The 16,510-nt window shown below is 65.0% G+C and carries 17 protein-coding genes; 9 read left to right on the top strand and 8 right to left on the bottom strand.

Annotated features, from left to right (window positions below; all coding sequences use genetic code 11):
- Positions 1–205: 205 nt before the first annotated feature.
- Together NPX02_RS13800 and NPX02_RS13795 are read left to right on the top strand one after the other, a co-directional pair.
- The gene (locus NPX02_RS13800; RefSeq protein ID WP_260294327.1) at positions 206–1,453 is read left to right on the top strand and encodes an HD-GYP domain-containing protein; all 1,248 of its coding nucleotides are present in this window, start codon (positions 206–208) and stop codon (positions 1,451–1,453) included.
- Between the two features lie 11 nt (positions 1,454–1,464).
- Positions 1,465–2,721 carry a putative bifunctional diguanylate cyclase/phosphodiesterase gene (locus tag NPX02_RS13795; protein ID WP_260294326.1) on the top strand — a complete coding sequence of 419 codons (1,257 nt, stop codon included), beginning with the start codon at positions 1,465–1,467 and terminating at the stop codon, positions 2,719–2,721.
- 159 nt (positions 2,722–2,880) lie between these two features.
- On the opposite strand, the gene NPX02_RS13790 is transcribed toward NPX02_RS13795, so the two are convergent.
- On the bottom strand, positions 2,881–3,309 hold the full coding sequence (locus NPX02_RS13790) for an acyl-CoA thioesterase (RefSeq protein ID WP_260294380.1): 429 nt from the start codon (positions 3,307–3,309) through the stop codon (positions 2,881–2,883).
- A gap of 347 nt (positions 3,310–3,656) precedes the next feature.
- Positions 3,657–4,499, bottom strand: coding sequence for a LysR family transcriptional regulator (locus tag NPX02_RS13785; protein ID WP_260294325.1), 843 nt, complete (start codon positions 4,497–4,499; stop codon positions 3,657–3,659).
- 112 nt (positions 4,500–4,611) lie between these two features.
- Here NPX02_RS13785 and NPX02_RS13780 point away from each other — a divergent pair, with 112 nt between their 5' ends.
- Together NPX02_RS13780 and NPX02_RS13775 are read left to right on the top strand one after the other, a co-directional pair.
- On the top strand, positions 4,612–5,799 hold the full coding sequence (locus NPX02_RS13780) for a YbfB/YjiJ family MFS transporter (protein ID WP_260294324.1): 1,188 nt from the start codon (positions 4,612–4,614) through the stop codon (positions 5,797–5,799).
- A 57-nt stretch (positions 5,800–5,856) separates the two neighbouring features.
- Positions 5,857–6,084, top strand: coding sequence for a 2-hydroxymuconate tautomerase family protein (locus tag NPX02_RS13775; protein ID WP_260294378.1), 228 nt, complete (start codon positions 5,857–5,859; stop codon positions 6,082–6,084).
- Positions 6,085–6,464: 380 nt separating this feature from the next.
- Here the strand turns inward: NPX02_RS13775 and greB are convergent, their stop codons facing one another.
- Positions 6,465–6,965: a transcription elongation factor GreB gene (greB, locus tag NPX02_RS13770; protein WP_260294323.1), complete on the bottom strand. Its 501-nt coding sequence runs from the start codon at positions 6,963–6,965 to the stop codon at positions 6,465–6,467.
- An 81-nt stretch (positions 6,966–7,046) separates the two neighbouring features.
- Between greB and trpC the strand changes: the two genes are divergently transcribed.
- A complete protein-coding gene (trpC, locus tag NPX02_RS13765; protein ID WP_260294322.1) occupies positions 7,047–7,856 on the top strand; it encodes an indole-3-glycerol phosphate synthase TrpC in 810 nt (269 codons plus the stop codon).
- A gap of 70 nt (positions 7,857–7,926) precedes the next feature.
- Here the strand turns inward: trpC and NPX02_RS13760 are convergent, their stop codons facing one another.
- Positions 7,927–8,475 carry an invasion associated locus B family protein gene (locus NPX02_RS13760; protein ID WP_260294321.1) on the bottom strand — a complete coding sequence of 183 codons (549 nt, stop codon included), beginning with the start codon at positions 8,473–8,475 and terminating at the stop codon, positions 7,927–7,929.
- A gap of 322 nt (positions 8,476–8,797) precedes the next feature.
- Between NPX02_RS13760 and NPX02_RS13755 the strand changes: the two genes are divergently transcribed.
- From NPX02_RS13755 to NPX02_RS13745, 3 genes are read left to right on the top strand one after another with little or no spacing between them, the layout of a single operon-like run.
- Positions 8,798–10,846 (top strand): elongation factor G, encoded by a 2,049-nt coding sequence (locus tag NPX02_RS13755; RefSeq protein WP_260294320.1) that lies wholly within the window; start codon positions 8,798–8,800, stop codon positions 10,844–10,846.
- A gap of 26 nt (positions 10,847–10,872) precedes the next feature.
- Positions 10,873–11,742, top strand: coding sequence for an Hsp33 family molecular chaperone HslO (gene hslO, locus NPX02_RS13750; protein WP_260294319.1), 870 nt, complete (start codon positions 10,873–10,875; stop codon positions 11,740–11,742).
- Between the two features lie 14 nt (positions 11,743–11,756).
- Entirely contained in the window at positions 11,757–12,434 is a 678-nt protein-coding gene (locus NPX02_RS13745) for an SIMPL domain-containing protein (protein ID WP_260294318.1), read from the top strand.
- Between the two features lie 27 nt (positions 12,435–12,461).
- On the opposite strand, the gene msrA is transcribed toward NPX02_RS13745, so the two are convergent.
- A complete protein-coding gene (msrA, locus tag NPX02_RS13740; protein WP_335342569.1) occupies positions 12,462–13,037 on the bottom strand; it encodes a peptide-methionine (S)-S-oxide reductase MsrA in 576 nt (191 codons plus the stop codon).
- Between the two features lie 248 nt (positions 13,038–13,285).
- Here msrA and NPX02_RS13735 point away from each other — a divergent pair, with 248 nt between their 5' ends.
- Complete coding sequence (locus tag NPX02_RS13735) at positions 13,286–14,587, top strand: TAXI family TRAP transporter solute-binding subunit (RefSeq protein WP_260294317.1); 1,302 nt, start codon at positions 13,286–13,288, stop codon at positions 14,585–14,587.
- Between the two features lie 282 nt (positions 14,588–14,869).
- Here NPX02_RS13735 and NPX02_RS13730 read toward each other — a convergent pair whose 3' ends face one another.
- The 3 genes from NPX02_RS13730 to NPX02_RS13720 are packed head-to-tail and all read right to left on the bottom strand — an operon-like array spanning position 14,870 to position 16,349.
- Positions 14,870–15,094 carry a hypothetical protein gene (locus tag NPX02_RS13730; RefSeq protein ID WP_260294316.1) on the bottom strand — a complete coding sequence of 75 codons (225 nt, stop codon included), beginning with the start codon at positions 15,092–15,094 and terminating at the stop codon, positions 14,870–14,872.
- Positions 15,095–15,130: 36 nt separating this feature from the next.
- Positions 15,131–15,487 (bottom strand): TraR/DksA family transcriptional regulator, encoded by a 357-nt coding sequence (locus NPX02_RS13725; protein WP_260294315.1) that lies wholly within the window; start codon positions 15,485–15,487, stop codon positions 15,131–15,133.
- Positions 15,474–16,349 carry an HpcH/HpaI aldolase/citrate lyase family protein gene (locus NPX02_RS13720; RefSeq protein WP_260294314.1) on the bottom strand — a complete coding sequence of 292 codons (876 nt, stop codon included), beginning with the start codon at positions 16,347–16,349 and terminating at the stop codon, positions 15,474–15,476. The genes NPX02_RS13725 and NPX02_RS13720 overlap by 14 nt, the downstream gene beginning before the upstream one ends.
- Positions 16,350–16,510: the final 161 nt, after the last annotated feature.

The following is a 16,510-nucleotide window of genomic DNA, read 5'->3' as shown; positions in this document are numbered from 1 at the left end:
GCACCCTGCCACCCGGCCCGGCAACAGCAAAAAGGATAAAGATTCCGTCACCCCGGCCGACATAAAGGGGGGACGTCCGGCAGAACCGGTTTCCTGCATACACAGGGGCCGAAATCTGCCGCATAAAATACCATACTGAAGGGACGCACCGGTCGTGGACACGTCCGCATTTAGCGCATGACCAGCAACTGCCCAGAGCCGTTCAATGTCGATAACCGTCATTAAAGTACGCGTGGATGACCTGCAACGGGGCATGTTTGTCTCCAGCCTCGACCGGCCCTGGCTGGAGACCCCGTACCCCATCCAGGGCTTTCAAATCCTCTCCGAACAGGACCTGCTGGCGCTGAAGAGCTACTGCGACTACGTCTATGTGGATGTACTGAAGAGCGAAGACCACTCGATCCCCGGCCATATTCTGGGCGCGGGCGGGGCGCACGATCCGGTATCCGACGCAATGCAGATCCGTCGCCTCACGGGACGTACCCGCATCAACTACCAGAAGTCCGTACCACGCGAGGAGGAGATGGGGAGCGCGCGGCTCCACTACGAGGTATTGGAAAGCACCTACCAGACCCTGCTGCAGGATGCGGAAGGGGACAAACAGCTCAATCTGCCGGTCCTGAAAAAGGCGATAGAACCGATGGTGCAGAGCATCACCCGCAACCCGGATGCCTTCATCTGGCTGGCCCACCTAAAGCGCATGGACAGCTACACCTATCACCATGCACTCAGCTGCGCGGTCTGGGCGGTGGCCTTCGGCCGCCACCTCGGCCTGCCGGTCAACCAGCTTAACTCGCTGGCGACCGGCTGCTTTCTGTTCGATATCGGCAAGTGCCGGCTCTCCAAGGAGCTGCTGAACAACCAGCGCCGCCTGAGCGTCGAGGAGTTTGAAACGGTCAAACAGCATGTGCGGATCGGGTTCGAGATGGTGAAGCAGACCAAGGGTGCGGACCGAATGGCGCTGGAGATGATCAGCACCCATCACGAGCGGCACAACGGCAGCGGCTACCCCCTGGGACTGAGCGAGGAGAAGATTCCCCTGTGCGGCCGTATTGCCGGGATTGTGGACGCCTACGACGCCATCACCTCGCAGCGCCCCTTCTGCCAGCCACTGCCCGCCTTCGAGGCGATCGAACTACTCTATCAATGGCGCGGCATCGACTTTCAGACCGAACTGGCGGAGCAGTTCATTCAGGTGGTGGGCATCTATCCCGTCGGCAGCCTGGTCGAACTCAGCAACGGCAGTGTCGGCGTGGTGATCGGCCAGAATGATCATTACCGCCTGCGACCGCTGATCATGGTCCTGCTCGACCATGACAAGCAGCTGCTGGATGAGTTCCAGGAACTGGACCTGCAGGCCGGCCTGGAGAGTAAGGGGACCGCCCCACTCAGCATCGCCCGGGGCCTGCCGCCGGGCGCCTATGACCTGGACCCGAACCTCTACTACTTTTAAACCGGAGATCCGTGGACCAACACATCTCATCCCCAACACAACTGTTTGAGCGTCTGGAGGCACTAACGGCCTCGGCGCAGGCAAACTATGCCCTGGTACTCATCTACCCGCATGGCCTGAGACGTATCGGCAGCATTTTTGGCGCCCGGCATGCGGAACGGATCATGGCCGATCTGTCCCGCCAGCTGGAGCAGGCACTCCACCCCGACGACCGGATAATCCGCTCGGGGCGGTTTGAGTTTGTCGTGCTGCTCAGCCGATTGGTGAATCGTGGTCACGCCATCCTCGCCGTCAACAAGCTGGCAGGCATTCTCGGCTCACCCATCGAGATCCAGAATAAGGAACGAAAGTTTTCATTCTCCATCGGCATGGCACTGGCCCCGGAACACAGTCGTGACCCGGAACAGCTGTTCCGCTATGCCGAGATTGCCAATCTGGCTTCGAAAATCACCCGGACGCCCTATCAGATTTACAACCACGATGATCTGAAGAGCATCGTTACCGACTGGGATATCGAAGGTGACCTGGACAATGCCATCACCGGCAACCAACTGAGCCTTCACTACCAGCCGAAGATCGCCTCGCACAGCGGGCGCCTGCTGGGAGCCGAAGCACTGATGCGCTGGCGGCACCCGGTTCACGGCATGATTCCCCCGGACCTGTTCATTCCGGTAGCCGAGCGCATGGGCATCATGCCGAAACTGACCTGGTGGTGTCTCAACACCGCCCTGCGCGAACGCCAGGAGTGGGGCGATCCGGCCCGAAATCTCTCCGTGGCGGTAAATATCTCGGCCCTCGATCTGACCGACGAACGCTTCATTAAGGCAGTGACCAGCGCCCTCGGCCTCTGGGACACCCGCCCCGAACTGCTGACCCTGGAGGTCACCGAGGGATCATTGATGCAGGATATCGCGCGTAGCGCCGACATCCTGAAGCGGCTTCAGGACAACGGCATACGCATCTCCATCGACGACTTCGGCACCGGCTACTCCTCCCTCGCCTACTTCAAGCAGCTGCCGGCGGATGAGCTGAAGATCGACCGCTCCTTCATCCTGAACATCCTCAACGACGACCTCGACCGGCATATCGTCAGCACCATTATCCAGATGGCCAGAAAACTGCATCTGGAGATCGTTGCCGAGGGGATAGAGACGGCAGAGATGCAGGAGATCCTGGTCGAGCTGGGTTGCGACATCATTCAGGGCTACCACATCGCCCGGCCGATACCGCATGCCGAATTCGTCACCTGGGCAAGCGCACATGACTAAGCTCCCAGGGTGCGGGCTCCATCCACGCCACCATTCGGAGCAAGGGGTCGGCGTCAAACCGCTCAAACCAGGTTGCCTGTCGCGTCGCCGGTGCGCTGCTTGACTCCGCCCCCTGTCTGCTCATTATCCGACCCTGGCTGAGGGGCTGCGACTACCGCCTCACTGGTCGCTCAGCATCGCCGCGAGGATCGCCTCGGGCACCGGCATCGGCTGCTGGGTCTGCCGGTCGACGTAGACATGCACCCAGTGGCCGGTGGCCGCCGCCTCGCCCTCACCCTGGCGGAACATGGCCAGGGCGTAGACCACACTGGTGCGCCCCACCCGGATCACCCGCAGCCCCAGATCGAGTACGTCGGGGAAGCTGACTGCGCGGCGGAAACGGCACAGGCTCTCTGCCGCGTAGGGGATCACCGGGTCCTGCATCCAGTCCAGACCGGCGTCGGTCAGATACTGGACGATCAACGCCTCGTATAGCCGGTAATAGATGACGTTGTTCAGGTGCCCGAACTGGTCATTGTCATTCCAGCGGGTCGGGATGGTGTAGAAATAGCGGTAATCGTCGCGCTTCAGCCATTCGTTGTTGATCATCGGTTCCACTCGGATTTGGTCCTCGGGCCGTCATCGTCAGCCACCACCGAGCCGCAGACGACTACATGAATTAAAGGTAACTACTCACGAGGTGATTGTCCTGCCTTGCCGGCCTCGCACGATGGCTTGTCTCCTCGAATCCGGCCCCTTTTTCAGCGCCTGCCCAAACTCGCTTCGCTCAAACAAAGGCAGGCTTGAATCTGAAAAAGGGGCCGGATTCGAGGCGCCACCAAGATCGACCAACAAGGCAGGACAATCACTTGAAGACCGGGTGAGCAGTAACAACTAAAGGTTGATTTATTGATGCTGCAAGACAGCATAGTCTCATCTGATACTATCTGGCAAGTTCAGCGGTGGGCCTCGGTCAGCTCGATCAGCTTGTGCATGGCGCCGCTCAGCGGGGTGTCCCGGCGACGGATCAGCAGGGTCTGGATGCGGGCGATATGGGCCGGGATCGGGGTGACCGCCACATCGACCTGGAAGGCCGAACGCTCCACCACGGCACGCGGCATCAAGGTGCAGCCGAGACCGGCATCGACGCAGCCGAGGATCCCCTCCAGGGTGCCGTACTCCATGATCGCATAGGGCAACCGTCCCTCCTCCCTGAGCCACTGCTCGGCCCGCGCCCGGTAGACGCAGCCGGAGCGGAACACCAGCAGCACGTTGGGGGTCACCGCCTGGCGGGCGGTGACCAGCACCAGCTCCTCCTCGAAGGCGATCTCGCTGGCCAGCTCCGGATGCTCCACCGGACCGCCCACGAAGGCGCAGTCCAGGCGGTGCTCCAGCACATCGCGGATCAGCCCCTCGGTGCGTCCCGTGCTGACACTGATCTCCGCCCCCGGCATGTCGCCGTGCAGCGTCTTGAGGATCGCCGGCAGGCGGATCGCCATGGTGGTCTCCATGGAACCGAGGCGCACCGAACCACCATCCTTGATGGTGCCGCGCACCGCATCCGCGGCCTGCAACTCCAGGCGCAGGATGCGCTCGGCGTAGTCCTTCAGCACCCGCCCGGCCGCGGTCAGGGACATGCCGCGACTGCGGCGCACAAACAGCGCCGCCCCCAGCTCCTGCTCCAGCTTCTTGATCCGCGCGGTTACGTTGGACTGGACATAGTGCAGCTTCTCGGCCGCCGCGGAGATGCCACCGGTCTCGGCCACGCTGAGAAAGATCCGCAGACTGCTGACTTCCATACCCCACCTCTAAATTCATAAATAGTGAACGTTCTGATCATTATAAATCGTTTGTAATGATAGGCAAGCGCCCGCATGCTCTGTCACAGACCATCGACACGGGAGAAACGTCTTGCACAGCACACGCCAAAACCTGCAGATCCTGGCAGGCGGGATCAGCAGCCTGATCCTCACCATGGGGATCGCCCGCTTCACCTACACCCCGGCCCTGCCGCGCATGCAGGAGGCGCTGGGGCTGGGCGACGCCGCCGCCGGGCTGCTGGCGGCGATGAACTTCGCCGGCTATCTGAGCGGCGCGCTGCTGGCCAGCAGCCTGAGCAACGGCCGCCTCCGGGAGCGGCTGTTCCGCGCCGGCCTGATCCTGGCGGTACTCTGCAACGCCCTGCTGCCCCTGAGTGAATCCATGCCGGTGTGGTCGCTGCTGCGCTATCTCTCCGGCCTCAGCAGCGCCGCCGGCATGGTGCTGGGGACCAGCCTGGTGCTGGAGCACCTGACCCGCCAGGGGGTGCGCCAACTGATCGGCGTGCACTTCGGCGGGGTGGGGGTCGGTATCGTGCTCACCGCCCTGGCACTGGGCGGGGCCGGCAGCCCTCTGGACTGGCGGCTCACCTGGTGGGCCAGCGCCCTGCTCGGCCTGCTGTTTGTCCTGCCCGCCTGGCGCTGGGTCAGGAGCGGCGGTGGGGAGCCCCATCCGCAGGCCGGTCGGCGCATGGCCTGGCGCGAGCTGGGACGGCCGTTTCTCTACCTGACCGGCAGCTACTTCTTCGCCGGCGCCAGTTTCGCCGTCGGCACCACCTTCATCATTGCCGTGATCCAGGCCAATCCGCAACTGGCCGGTGTCGGCCAGTCGGCCTGGCTGCTGCTGGGGCTGGCCGCCGCCCCCTCCTGCTACCTGTGGGTGCGCTGGGCGGGACGTATCGGCAACCTGCCGAGCCTGGTGGCGGCCTATCTGATTCAGACCCTCGGCCTGCTGCTGCCGCTGCTGGGGAGCGCCACCCCCACCCTGGCCGGCGGGCTCTGCTTCGGTTTCACCTTCATGGGCATCGTCGCCATGGTGCTGAGCCAGGCAGGGCATCTGGCGCAACACAATCCGGCGCGGCTGATGGGCCTGCTGGTCACCTCCTACGGGGTCGGCCAGATCAGCGGACCGATTATCGCCGGCCAGTTGATGGCCCAGGGTGGCAACCCGCAGATCGCCTTGTGGCTGGCCGCCGGCCTGAGCGCGGCCGGCACCCTGCTGGCAATCGGCACCCGGGAGCCGCGTGCAGAGCTGCAACCGGAGTGCCCCCAGCCCGGGTAATGGCGGGTGCCCGCGAAGCGGAAATATGCCACCCTGCGCGGCATCCATCGCACAGACATTCATCATCGAAGGAGAAAAAGCATGCCCTACGTGAACATCAAGATTACCAACGAAGGGGCCACGGCCGAACAGAAGGCGACCCTGATCGAGGGGGTGACCCGGCTGCTGCAGGAGACCCTGAACAAGAATCCGGCCACCACGGTGGTGGTGATCGAGGAAGTGCCCACCGACAACTGGGGTATTGGCGGGCGTTCAGTCACCGAACTACGGCGGGAGAGTCAGTAAATTAAACGCGAGGCACAGAGGACACGGAGGTTTACTAAATATATATGTCGCGTGGAGTGGGCACGTAGTTTGTGCCCACCTTTTTGCCCAAGGATGGACAGATACCGCGTAGGCCATGAGGAGTGGTACAGGGAGGTACCGTTTACGGAGCCGAGGATGCGATGGCCGGGAGCGGCTTTGCCCAGTGCCGCACCATCCTCGTGGGCACAAAAAACGTGACCACCGAGCTCTCGGACGTAGGGTGCCGGTGAGCCCGCGAACCGCACCAAACCTCACTGGAAACGGCAGTCCCCCTTGATGCGGTTCGTTTCACTCACCGCATCCTACAAATTTGTCAGGTTGGCCAACCCCGAAGGGGTGGAGCACAGTGGCGCGCTCTCTCAATCGACGGCGTAAGTGACTGACAACACCCAGAAACGGCGCTCTCCGGCAGGGGTCTGCACCCTGACCTCATCGTCGACAAAGCGCTTCAGCAGCGCCTGGGCCAGTGGTGCATCCATGCTGATCCAGCCGCGCTGCGGATCGAACTCATCCGGACCGACGATCCGGTACGCCAGCGCTTCACCGGCGTCATCTTCCAGCTCGACCAGTGCGCCAAAGAAGATCTGTTCCGGGTTGCTGGGCCGCGTCTCCACCACCTTCAGGTCGGGCAGGCGCTTCTGCAGGTAGCGGATGCGCCGGTCCAACTCCCGCAGCTCCTTCTTGCGATAGATATACTCGGCATTTTCCGAACGGTCGCCCTCGGCGGCGGCGGCGGCGAGTGCCTTGGTCACCTCGCGGCGGCGTACCCAGAGGAGCTTCGATTCCGCTTCCAGGCGCAGGTAACCGGCGCGGGTGATGTAGGGGGACTGTTTGGGCTGTGGGGGACGGTAACGGCCCATCTCTACCTCGTACAGGCTTAATTCAAAAACGAGAACGTGTAAACTACGCTCCCTGACTGTATTTACCAGAGAAGATTGCCCATGAGCAATACACCCGACATCCTGAAGACGATCGTCCAACGCAAACGCGAAGAGATCGCCCAGCGCCGGGCGGCGCTGCCGCTGGAGCACCTGACCGAACGACTGGCGCAAATCGATAACCCAACCCGCGGCTTTGCCCGGGCCATCGCCGAGCGGATCGAACAGGGTGGGGCAGGGGTGATCGCCGAGATCAAGAAGGCCTCCCCCAGCAAGGGGGTGATCCGCGCCGACTTCCGGCCCGCCGAGATCGCCGCCAGCTACCAGCGGGGCGGGGCGGCGTGCCTCTCGGTGTTGACCGATGTCGACTTTTTCCAGGGCAGCGACGACTACCTGAAACAGGCCCGCGCCGCCTGCGACCTGCCGGTGATCCGCAAGGATTTCATCATCGACCCTTACCAGGTGCACGAGGCGCGGCTGATCGGCGCCGACTGTATCCTGCTGATCGTCAGCTGTCTGGATGACGGGACGATGGCGGAGCTCAACGACCTGGCCCACCGGCTGGGCATGGATGTGCTGGTGGAGGTACATGACGCGGCGGAGCTGGAGCGGGCGCTACGCCTCAACAACCGGCTGGTCGGCATCAACAACCGCAATTTGCGCACCTTCGAGGTCTCCCTCGACACCACCCTGGAGCTGCTGGCGCAGATCCCCCCGGAGAGCATCGTGGTGACCGAGAGCGGCATCCACAGCCCCGCCGATGTGGCGCGCATGCGCCGCCATGGCGTTCACGCCTTCCTGGTCGGCGAGGCGTTCATGCGCGCCGCGGAGCCCGGCCAGAAACTGGCTGAACTGTTCGGCCCGACCGCCTGAAGCGAGGCCGCCGGTCCGGTCCAGCAGCCTCCCCCGGGCATCTCCACCCCGGGGAGCCGCCTCACAGCGGTTACTTTTTCAGCGAATCGTTGGCCGCGGTAAAGCCGTTCAGCGACACCTCGAGACCCAACGGCTTGTTCTGGGCGTCGGCAAAGGCCACCTGGAGCTTGTCGCCCTGTTTCATCGCCGCCAGCAGCACCTCGTCCACTGCCAGGCTGGCGCGGCAACCGTCGGCGACGCAGAGATTGTAGGGCACCTTGCGGGGCTCACCCACACTGTCCACCCGCAGCTCAATGCCAGCGATCAGCGACACCCCCAAGGGCGTGGTCAACACCATCACCGGCCCGGTACCGAGCGGCGGATAGCCAAAGGTCACGTGGAGTACCGTCTTGTTGTTCTCTTTCAGTCGCAGCCGCTGGAAGATGAGACAGAGCTCCTCCCCGGTACTGCTCAGGACCTCGCAACGCCGTCCCCAGTCATTGAACACCTGACCGCCTGACGCCTCGCCCGCCGCTTCACCCGCCGCCTCGCCCTTCGGCTCTTCGGCCGAGATCCCGGTAACGGGGGTCAGCACCGCCGCCAAGGCCAATAATAGAATCGCACATCCACGTTGCTTCATAAGCTGTTGCTCCCGAACTGCTCCACTTGCCGATTGACCATGCCGCGTTCCATGGTACACGACACGCCGACATCCTACCGCAAACCAACGGTCGGGGGCGACAAAAGCCGCTCCCGGATATTTTCTGCGTAGCCCGCCGCAGGGGCAGGCCCCTGTGCCTGCCTGATCTTTCGACACCACCCCATCCGGCGGGCAACCACGGGGGGGTTGCCCCTACACCCATCCCTGGACAAAAAAGCGGCCGATTGCACCGGGGTTGTTCCACATTGCCGCCGAGTCGTTTAGTCTTGCCCGGATATCCACTCTCGCTGCAGTCTGTCAAATGAATAATAGCCATTCGATTGAAAAAGTTCGCAATATCGGCATTGCCGCCCACATCGATGCCGGCAAGACCACCCTGACCGAGCGCATCCTGTTCTACACCGGGGCGCTGTACAAGATCGGCGAGGTGCATGACGGCGCGGCGCACATGGACTACATGGCGGAAGAGCAGAGTCACGGTATCACCATCACCTCGGCACTCACCAAGGCGACCTGGCGGGATCACCTGATCCAGATCATCGACACCCCCGGGCACGTGGACTTCACCATCGAGGTGGAGCGCAGCATGCGGGTGCTGGATGGCTGCGTGATCGTGCTGGACGGGGTCCGCGGCGTCGAGCCGCAGACCGAGACGGTGTGGCGGCAGCGTTCAAAATTCAATCTCCCCTGTCTCTTCTTTGTCAACAAGGTGGACCGCGCCGGAGCCGATTATGATCATGCCCTGGCCACCATCGGCAAACGCCTCGGCGCGCGCCCGCTGCCGGTCACCCTGCCGCTACTGGAACAGGGCGCGGTGATCCACCTGATCGAGCGCAGCCTGATCCGCTTCGGCGGCGAGCATGGCGAATTACTGGAGACCACGCCCTGCGACCCGGCCCTGTGGGAGTCGGTGGCGGCGTATCGGGAGAGTCTGCTACTGGGGATCGCGGAAACCGATGAGGCCCTTGCCGACCGCGTGCTAGGCGGCGAGGAGCCCGACCCGGAGCAGGTCTGGGCGGCGCTGCGCGCGGCCACCCTGAAGGGTGAGGTATGCCCCTGTTTCGGCGGCTCGGCACTGCGCAACCTGGGGGTGCAGCCGCTGCTCGATGGGGTGGTCCGGCTGCTCCCCTCGCCGCTGGAGCGTCCGCCGGCCAGCGCCTGGCTGGCCGACGGCACCACCACCACCATCGCCATGGAGGACGACCAGCCCCTGGTGGCATTGGCCTTCAAGGTACAGATGTGGGACGGGCGACGGCATGTGTTCGCCCGGCTCTACCGCGGTCTGCTCAGGCCGGGCGATACGGTCCGTTTCAGCCGCGCCGACGGCAGCGAGCTGCGGGAACACGTGGCACGTATATTCGACGTGGATGCGGCCAGGAAGAGTCGGCTCGACATCGCCCACGCCGGCGATATCGTGTTGCTGGCCGGGCTGCGCCACGCCGCCACCGGCGATACCCTGTGCCACCCGGACCACCCCCTGCTGCTGGAGCGCATCGACACCCGCGAGCCGGTGCTGAGCCTGGCGGTGGAGCCGGCCTCCTCCAGCCAGGAGGAGAAGTTCCTGGAGGTGATGGCGAAGCTGCAGGAGGAGGACCCGACCCTGCAGTTCGGGGAGGATCCGGAAACCGGCCAGAAGCTGCTCCGCGGCATGGGCGAGCTGCACCTGCAGATCATCATCGAGCGGCTGCAGCGCGAATACAACCTGCAGGTGAGGACCGGCAAGCCGGCCGTGGCTCTGCGCGAGACCATCACCCGGCGCAGCGAGCTGACGCACCTGTTCCAGCCGCCGGCCGATCCGACCCGCAAGGAGCCGTTGCGGGCCCAGGTGACGGTCGCCGTCAGCCCGCTGCCACGGGGCGCCGGCATCGTCAGCCACTGCCAGCCGGCCATCCTGCCGGAGGGCAGTCAGCTCAGCGCCCCGCAGCGGGAGGCGCTGGAACAGGGCATCCGCTTTGGCCTCGGTGGCGGCCCCCTGGAGGGGGCCCCACTGCAGGATCTGGAGGTGAGCGTCACCCAGGTGGAGCTGTTCGGTGCCCACTCCACCCCCGAGGCCCTCACCTCGGCCACCGCCCGCGCCCTGCGCAGGGCGCTGGAGAGTGCCAGACCGGCCCTGCTGCAGCCGATCATGAAGGCGGAGATCGTGGTGCCGGAGGAGAACCTGGGCACGGTGCTGGGGGATCTGCAATCCCGCCATGCCCTGATCCAGGACACCGAACGCAGCATCGCCCAGGCCACCATCCACTGCGAGGTGGCGCTGGCCAGCCTGCTCGGCTACACCACCGAGCTGCGCAGCATGACCCAGGGGCGCGGCCAGTTCAGCACCCAGTTCGAGCGCTTCGATATCTTCTGACCAGCGGATTGCCTACTATCAACACCATGAACACTCAAGATCGGCTGTACCGTTTTGTTTTCGACGAACTCGATATCCGTGGCGAGATCCTCCAGCTGGACGCCAGCTGGAAGGCGGTGCGGGAGCGTTATGCCTACCCCGCCGCGGTCGCCGAACAGCTCGGCCAGGCCATGGCCGCGGTGCTCCTGCTCTCCGCCACTATCAAATACGATGGCTCTCTGATCCTGCAGGCGCAGAGCGGCGGCCCACTGCGCACCCTGGTGGCACAGGCCACCCGGCAGCGTACCGTGCGCGGGCTGGCGCGCTGGGAGGGCGAGCTGCCGGAGGGCGATCTGCCGGCCATCTACGGCGCCGGCCAGATGATGCTGACCGTGGCCAACCAGGGCGGCGACCGCTATCAGGGGATCGTCGGACTGGAAGGAAAAAACCTGGCCGAGGCCCTGGAGCGCTATTTCAACCATTCCGAACAGCTCGCCTCGCGCTTCTGGCTGGTGGCGGATGGGGAGCGGGCGGCCGGCCTGTTTCTGCAACAGCTCCCCGCGGAGCGGGAGCACCCGGAAGCGTGGGAGCGGATCTGCCTGCTGGCGGCGACCGTCACCCGGGAGGAGCTGTTGAACCTGCCTGTGCAGACCCTGTTGCACCGGCTGTTCCACGAGGAGCCGCTGCGGCTGTTCGAACCGGAACCGGTCGCCTTCCGCTGCGGCTGTTCCCGGGAACGCATCGCCAATTCACTGCGCGCCCTGGGCCGGGCGGAGCTGGCGTCGATCCTCGCGGAGCAGGGGGCCATCGAGGTCGACTGCGAGTTTTGCAACAAGCACTACCGGTTTGACGCCATCGACGTGGAACAGCTGTTTATCGGCGGGGTGCCGGTCGGGACCTCCGACACGCCGCAATGACCCGAGGATCAACCATGACATTGCGCTATCTGCTGCTACTGCTGACCCTGAGCACCGGCCAGCTCCTCGCCGACGAGCCCCCGACCTACGACCGCATCAACCTGACGGTCTCCGCCGCTGAAGAGGTGGACAACGACACCCTCAGTGCCACCCTGTTCGTCCAGCACGAGGGGAGTGATCCCGCCGAACTCGGCGCCCGGGTCAACCGCACTATGCGCCAGGCGGTGGAGACCGCCAAACAGCAGCCCGGGATCAAGGTGCAGACCCTGGATTACCAGACCAGCCCGGTCTATCGCAGCAACACCCTGTCCGGCTGGCGCGTGCGCCAGTCGCTGCGCCTGGAAGGCCGCGACGCCGCGGCCATCAGCGAGCTGATGGGCAAACTGCAGCCAGCGCTCGGCATCGGCGGCATCAGCTACGGCATCTCGCCGCAGCGGCGCGAACAGATCGAGGAGCGGTTGATCCGCCAGGCGCTGCAGCGCTTCCGCACCCGGGCCGAGCTGATCAGCCAGGCGATGGGCCACAACCGCTACCGGCTGGTACAGATGAATATCAGTCAAGACGGCGCCGGCCCGCGACCCTATCCGCTGCAGGCCATGACCCTGCGCGCGGAGACTGCCCCCACCCTGGAGGCGGGCAGCCAGCGGCTCGAGGTGCAGATCAACGGCACCATCGAACTGCGGCCGGAATAAGCCGGCCCGCCGCCGCACCACACCAGCTCAATCCACCCCGGCCGGACAGGCCACGCCGGTACCGCCCAGGCCGCAGTAGCCGCCCGGGTTCCTGGCCAGGTACTGCTGATGGTATTCCTCGGCATAGTAGAACTCCGGGGCTGCCACGATCTCGGTGGTGATGGGGCCATAGCCGCGCGCCGTGAGCGCCGGCTGAAAGGCGTCCCGGGAGGCCTCGGCCTGGCGTCGCTGCGCCTCGCTGGTGACGTAGATCCCGGAACGGTACTGGGTGCCGATATCGTTGCCCTGGCGCATCCCCTGAGTCGGGTCATGCCCCTCCCAGAAGCACTTCAGCAGCTCGGCATAGGCGACCTGTTCGGGGTCGAACACCACCTGCACCACCTCGGCGTGTCCGGTGGTGCCGCTGCACACCTGCTCGTAACTCGGGTCGGCCAGATGCCCGGCGGCATAACCGACCGCCGTGCTGTAGACCCCCGGGATCTGCCAGAACAGCCGCTCCGCCCCCCAGAAGCAGCCCATGGCGAACAGGGCGCGCTCCAACCCCTGGGGAAACGGCGGCAACAGCGGGTTGCCGTTGACGAAATGCTGGTTGGTGATCGGCATGGCGACCTCGGGAATCTGGGTTATAGTGAATAGCGGGAGCCGTATCTGGCCTTCAGGAATATTAGCCCAATTTATTCTCGCAAATGCGCGGGACCCTGTCGGGCCTGCCCGATCCCAGAGTGTAGGTTGGGGTGAGCCCGCGAACCCCAACGGGGTGTCATGCGTGTGCCCCATGATGTTGGGGTTCGTTCCTCACCCCAACTACGGACTGCGCGAGATTCACCACATCAACGGATCAGGATAGCGTCTTGGGCAAACAACGCAAACCCGTGCCAGGCAAGGATCACCTGCACATCTTCGGCCCGGCCGTGCTGCTGGTGCTGCTGGGCTTCGTGCTCGCCTACCAGTTCGTCCAGCCGGCGCCACCGGAGCGGATCCGCATGGCCACCGGCCAGCCGGACGGGGCCTACTACCTGTTCGGACAGGCCTACCGGGAACGGCTGCTGCAGGAGCAGATCGAACTGGAGATCCTGACCAGCGCGGGCTCCATCGACAACATCGGCCGCCTCAGCCGCGGCGAGGTGGCGGCGGCCCTGGTGCAGGGCGGCACCAGCGGCAACACGCCCGAGGAGGCCGGGCTGCGCTCCCTCGGCAGTCTCTATTTCGAACCGCTCTGGGTGTTTTACCGCCGGGCGCTGCCAGTCGGCCGTCTGACCGACCTGCAGGGTCTGCGCACCGCCATCGGTGCCGAGGGCAGCGGCACCCGCTCGCTGGCCCTGCAACTGCTGGCGGACAACGGCATCGTCCCGGGCAGCAGCCCGCTGCTGGAAACGGGGGGCCAGGCCGCCGCCGACGCGCTGCTGAACGGCGAACTCGACGCCGCCTTCTTTGTCGCCTCACCCCTGTCGCCGGTGGTGCGCCGCCTGCTCGAGGCCGAACAGATTCAGCTGCTGAGTTTTGCCCGCGCCGAGGCCTACACCCGCAGTCACCGCTTCCTCTCATCGGTGATCCTGCCGCAGGGGGTGATCGACCTGAAACGCAACCTCCCGGAACGGCCCACCATCCTGCTGGCCGCCAGCGCCAACCTGGTGGTCCGCGACGACCTCCACCCGGCGCTGATAGGGCTACTACTGCAGGCCGCCCGGACGGTGCACGGGAGCGGGGGCTGGTTCGAGCAGAGCGGACAGTTCCCGGCCCCGGAGTACCTGGTCTACCCCCTCAGCGGCGAGGCCGAACGCTTTTACCAATACGGTCCGCCGCTGCTGCAGCGCTACCTGCCGTTCTGGGCCGCCACCCTGGTGGACCGGCTGAAGGTGATGCTGCTGCCGTTCCTGGCGCTGATGCTGCCGCTGTTCAAGATCATGCCGCCGATCTACCGCTGGCGCATGCGCTCGCGCATCTACCGCTGGTACCGGGAGGTGCTGTCCATTGATCACCTGCTGTTCCAGCCCGAGGCCGATCTGGCGCAGGCCCGGGCCGCGCTGGAGCGGATCGAGCACGAGGTGGCGCATATCGAGATCCCGCTCTCCTACGCCGAGGAGCTATATGACCTGCGTCTGCATATCAGCCTGATCCAGCAGAAGCTGGAGCGGCGGATGGGGGAAGGCTGAGTCGACAGCCATCGGCGGAACGGGGTCAGTCCAGCGCAGGACGTAGGATGGGTGGAGCGCCCCCATAAACTCTCCGCCGGCACCCACTCCAGCGCGTAACCCATCGCACACCTGCATCCACATCCGATGATGGGTTACGGCGCGCCCGACCACCGCGAACAGCCGTCAACAAAAGTACCGCGCCTCCACCCATCCTACACGCGTGTTCATCGGCATTTGTGGGTAAAGGATAGTATCAGTGCGCCCCGCGGGAGCCAATTCACCGTGACCGGTGGGCTTGGCTCAGTCCAGCGCTGGCCCCAGGACAAAATCGAGGGTGCGAAAACCTTGGGCATCCAGGGCGTCCTCGATATCCTCCCAGGTAAACTGGGGGTTCGCCTCTTCGGCGGCGGCGATCACCCCGGTGGCGTGGCGGTACGCCTCCTGGGACTCCATGTCCTCGGGAATCTGCACCAGGCGGATCTTTTCTGGTTTTTTGCTCGGCAACACCATGACATTGCAATTCATCTCATCGAACTCCTCTGATAATCGGGGCCGGTACGCTCAACCGCGCCCCTTTTCCCGCTCGCTGGCACAACCGATGCAGAGTGGGGCGGCCGGATCGACCGCCAGGCGGTTCTCTGCGATCTCCTCGCCGCACTCTACACAATATCCATACTCGTCGTCCTTGATACGGCGCAATGCCTGGACAATACGTGTCAACTCAAGCGTGCGACGCCGCTGGTTCTCCTGGGACATGGCCTGCTGCTGCAGGGCGTCCATGCGGGTCAGGCGGCCGACCCGGGTCTGATCCAGCTCCACAATATTGGCGGCGTCGCTGGCGGTATCGGTATCCGCGATCAACTCGGCCCGGCGCGCCAGCAAGCGCTGGCGGAACCGTTCCACTTCAGCCGCGCTCACGGATCGCCTCGTGCATCGCCACAGTCCGTTCCGCCTCTTGCACGTGCAGCTGCTCCACCAGGCGCCCCTCCACCACGCAGACACCGCGCCCGGCCTGTTGTGCCTCGCGCCAGGCGGCGATGATCCGTTGCGCCTGTTCCAGCGCCTCGGCGCTGATGCCAAAGGCCCGGTTGGCCGCCTCGATCTGCCGTGGGTGGATCAGGGTCTTGCCATCGAAGCCCATGTCCCGGCCCTGCTCGCAGGCGGCCTCGAAACCCGCCTCATCCCGCAGATCCAGATACACTCCGTCCAGGATCTCCAGCCCCTCGGCACGCGCCGCCAGTACGCAGTGCCCCAGCGCGGCGACCAGCCCCACCCGATCCGGGGTGTGGCGCACCCGCAGCTCCTTGGCCAGATCGGAGGTACCCATCACGATCACCTCCAGGCGTGGATGGGTGACGGCGATAGCCCCGATCTCCAGGATACCGCGAGGCGTCTCGGCCATGATCCAGAGCGGCAGGTCGGCCGGCCCGCCGGCGGCATCCAGGGCCGCCAACGCCGCCAGTACGGCCTGCGGGGTCTCCACCTTGGGCAGCAGGATCGCATCGGCCCCCGCCCGGGCGACCGCCGTGATGTCCGCCGCACCCCAGGGGGTATCCGGTCCGTTGATGCGCACCACGCGGCGGCGATGGCCGTAGCCACCCTCGGCCAGGACCCGCACCACCGTATCCCGCGCCAGCGCCTTGGCCTCCGGGGCGACGGCATCCTCCAGGTCCAGGATCAGGCCGTCCGCCGGCAGGGTACGGGCCTTGTCCAGGGCGCGGGGATTGGCGCCCGGGGCATAGAGTACTGAGCGGAGGGGGCTGTATGTTCTGGAAGTCATCGGCCATGCCTGTTGAAGTTGAGACGAGGGGGTTGGAGTCAGGCTGCGAACAGATGGTTGCCTGGGCCGGCCTGAAGGGGCCGCCTGACTCCAACCCCTGAGTAAGTCGCGCGCAGGTATTGCACCCTATCCTACCCGAACCCCCCTGGGGAACAAGGGGC

This window comes from Sedimenticola hydrogenitrophicus, assembly GCF_025175675.1.
GTDB lineage: Bacteria > Pseudomonadota > Gammaproteobacteria > Chromatiales > Chromatiaceae > Sedimenticola > Sedimenticola hydrogenitrophicus.
The sequence above is the reverse complement of the archived record's forward strand: the minus strand, read 5'-3'. Positions and strand labels throughout refer to the sequence as shown.

Coding starts and splice junctions, on each gene's coding strand:
- NPX02_RS13800 (WP_260294327.1), top strand. CDS start 206: ATGTCGATAACCGTCATTAAAGTACGCGTGGATGACCTGCAACGGGGC.
- NPX02_RS13790 (WP_260294380.1), bottom strand. CDS start 3,309: ATGATCAACAACGAATGGCTGAAGCGCGACGATTACCGCTATTTCTAC.
- NPX02_RS13785 (WP_260294325.1), bottom strand. CDS start 4,499: ATGGAAGTCAGCAGTCTGCGGATCTTTCTCAGCGTGGCCGAGACCGGT.
- greB (WP_260294323.1), bottom strand. CDS start 6,965: ATGGGCCGTTACCGTCCCCCACAGCCCAAACAGTCCCCCTACATCACC.
- trpC (WP_260294322.1), top strand. CDS start 7,047: ATGAGCAATACACCCGACATCCTGAAGACGATCGTCCAACGCAAACGC.
- NPX02_RS13760 (WP_260294321.1), bottom strand. CDS start 8,475: ATGAAGCAACGTGGATGTGCGATTCTATTATTGGCCTTGGCGGCGGTG.
- NPX02_RS13755 (WP_260294320.1), top strand. CDS start 8,798: ATGAATAATAGCCATTCGATTGAAAAAGTTCGCAATATCGGCATTGCC.
- hslO (WP_260294319.1), top strand. CDS start 10,873: ATGAACACTCAAGATCGGCTGTACCGTTTTGTTTTCGACGAACTCGAT.
- NPX02_RS13745 (WP_260294318.1), top strand. CDS start 11,757: ATGACATTGCGCTATCTGCTGCTACTGCTGACCCTGAGCACCGGCCAG.
- msrA (WP_335342569.1), bottom strand. CDS start 13,037: ATGCCGATCACCAACCAGCATTTCGTCAACGGCAACCCGCTGTTGCCG.
- NPX02_RS13730 (WP_260294316.1), bottom strand. CDS start 15,094: ATGAATTGCAATGTCATGGTGTTGCCGAGCAAAAAACCAGAAAAGATC.
- NPX02_RS13720 (WP_260294314.1), bottom strand. CDS start 16,349: ATGACTTCCAGAACATACAGCCCCCTCCGCTCAGTACTCTATGCCCCG.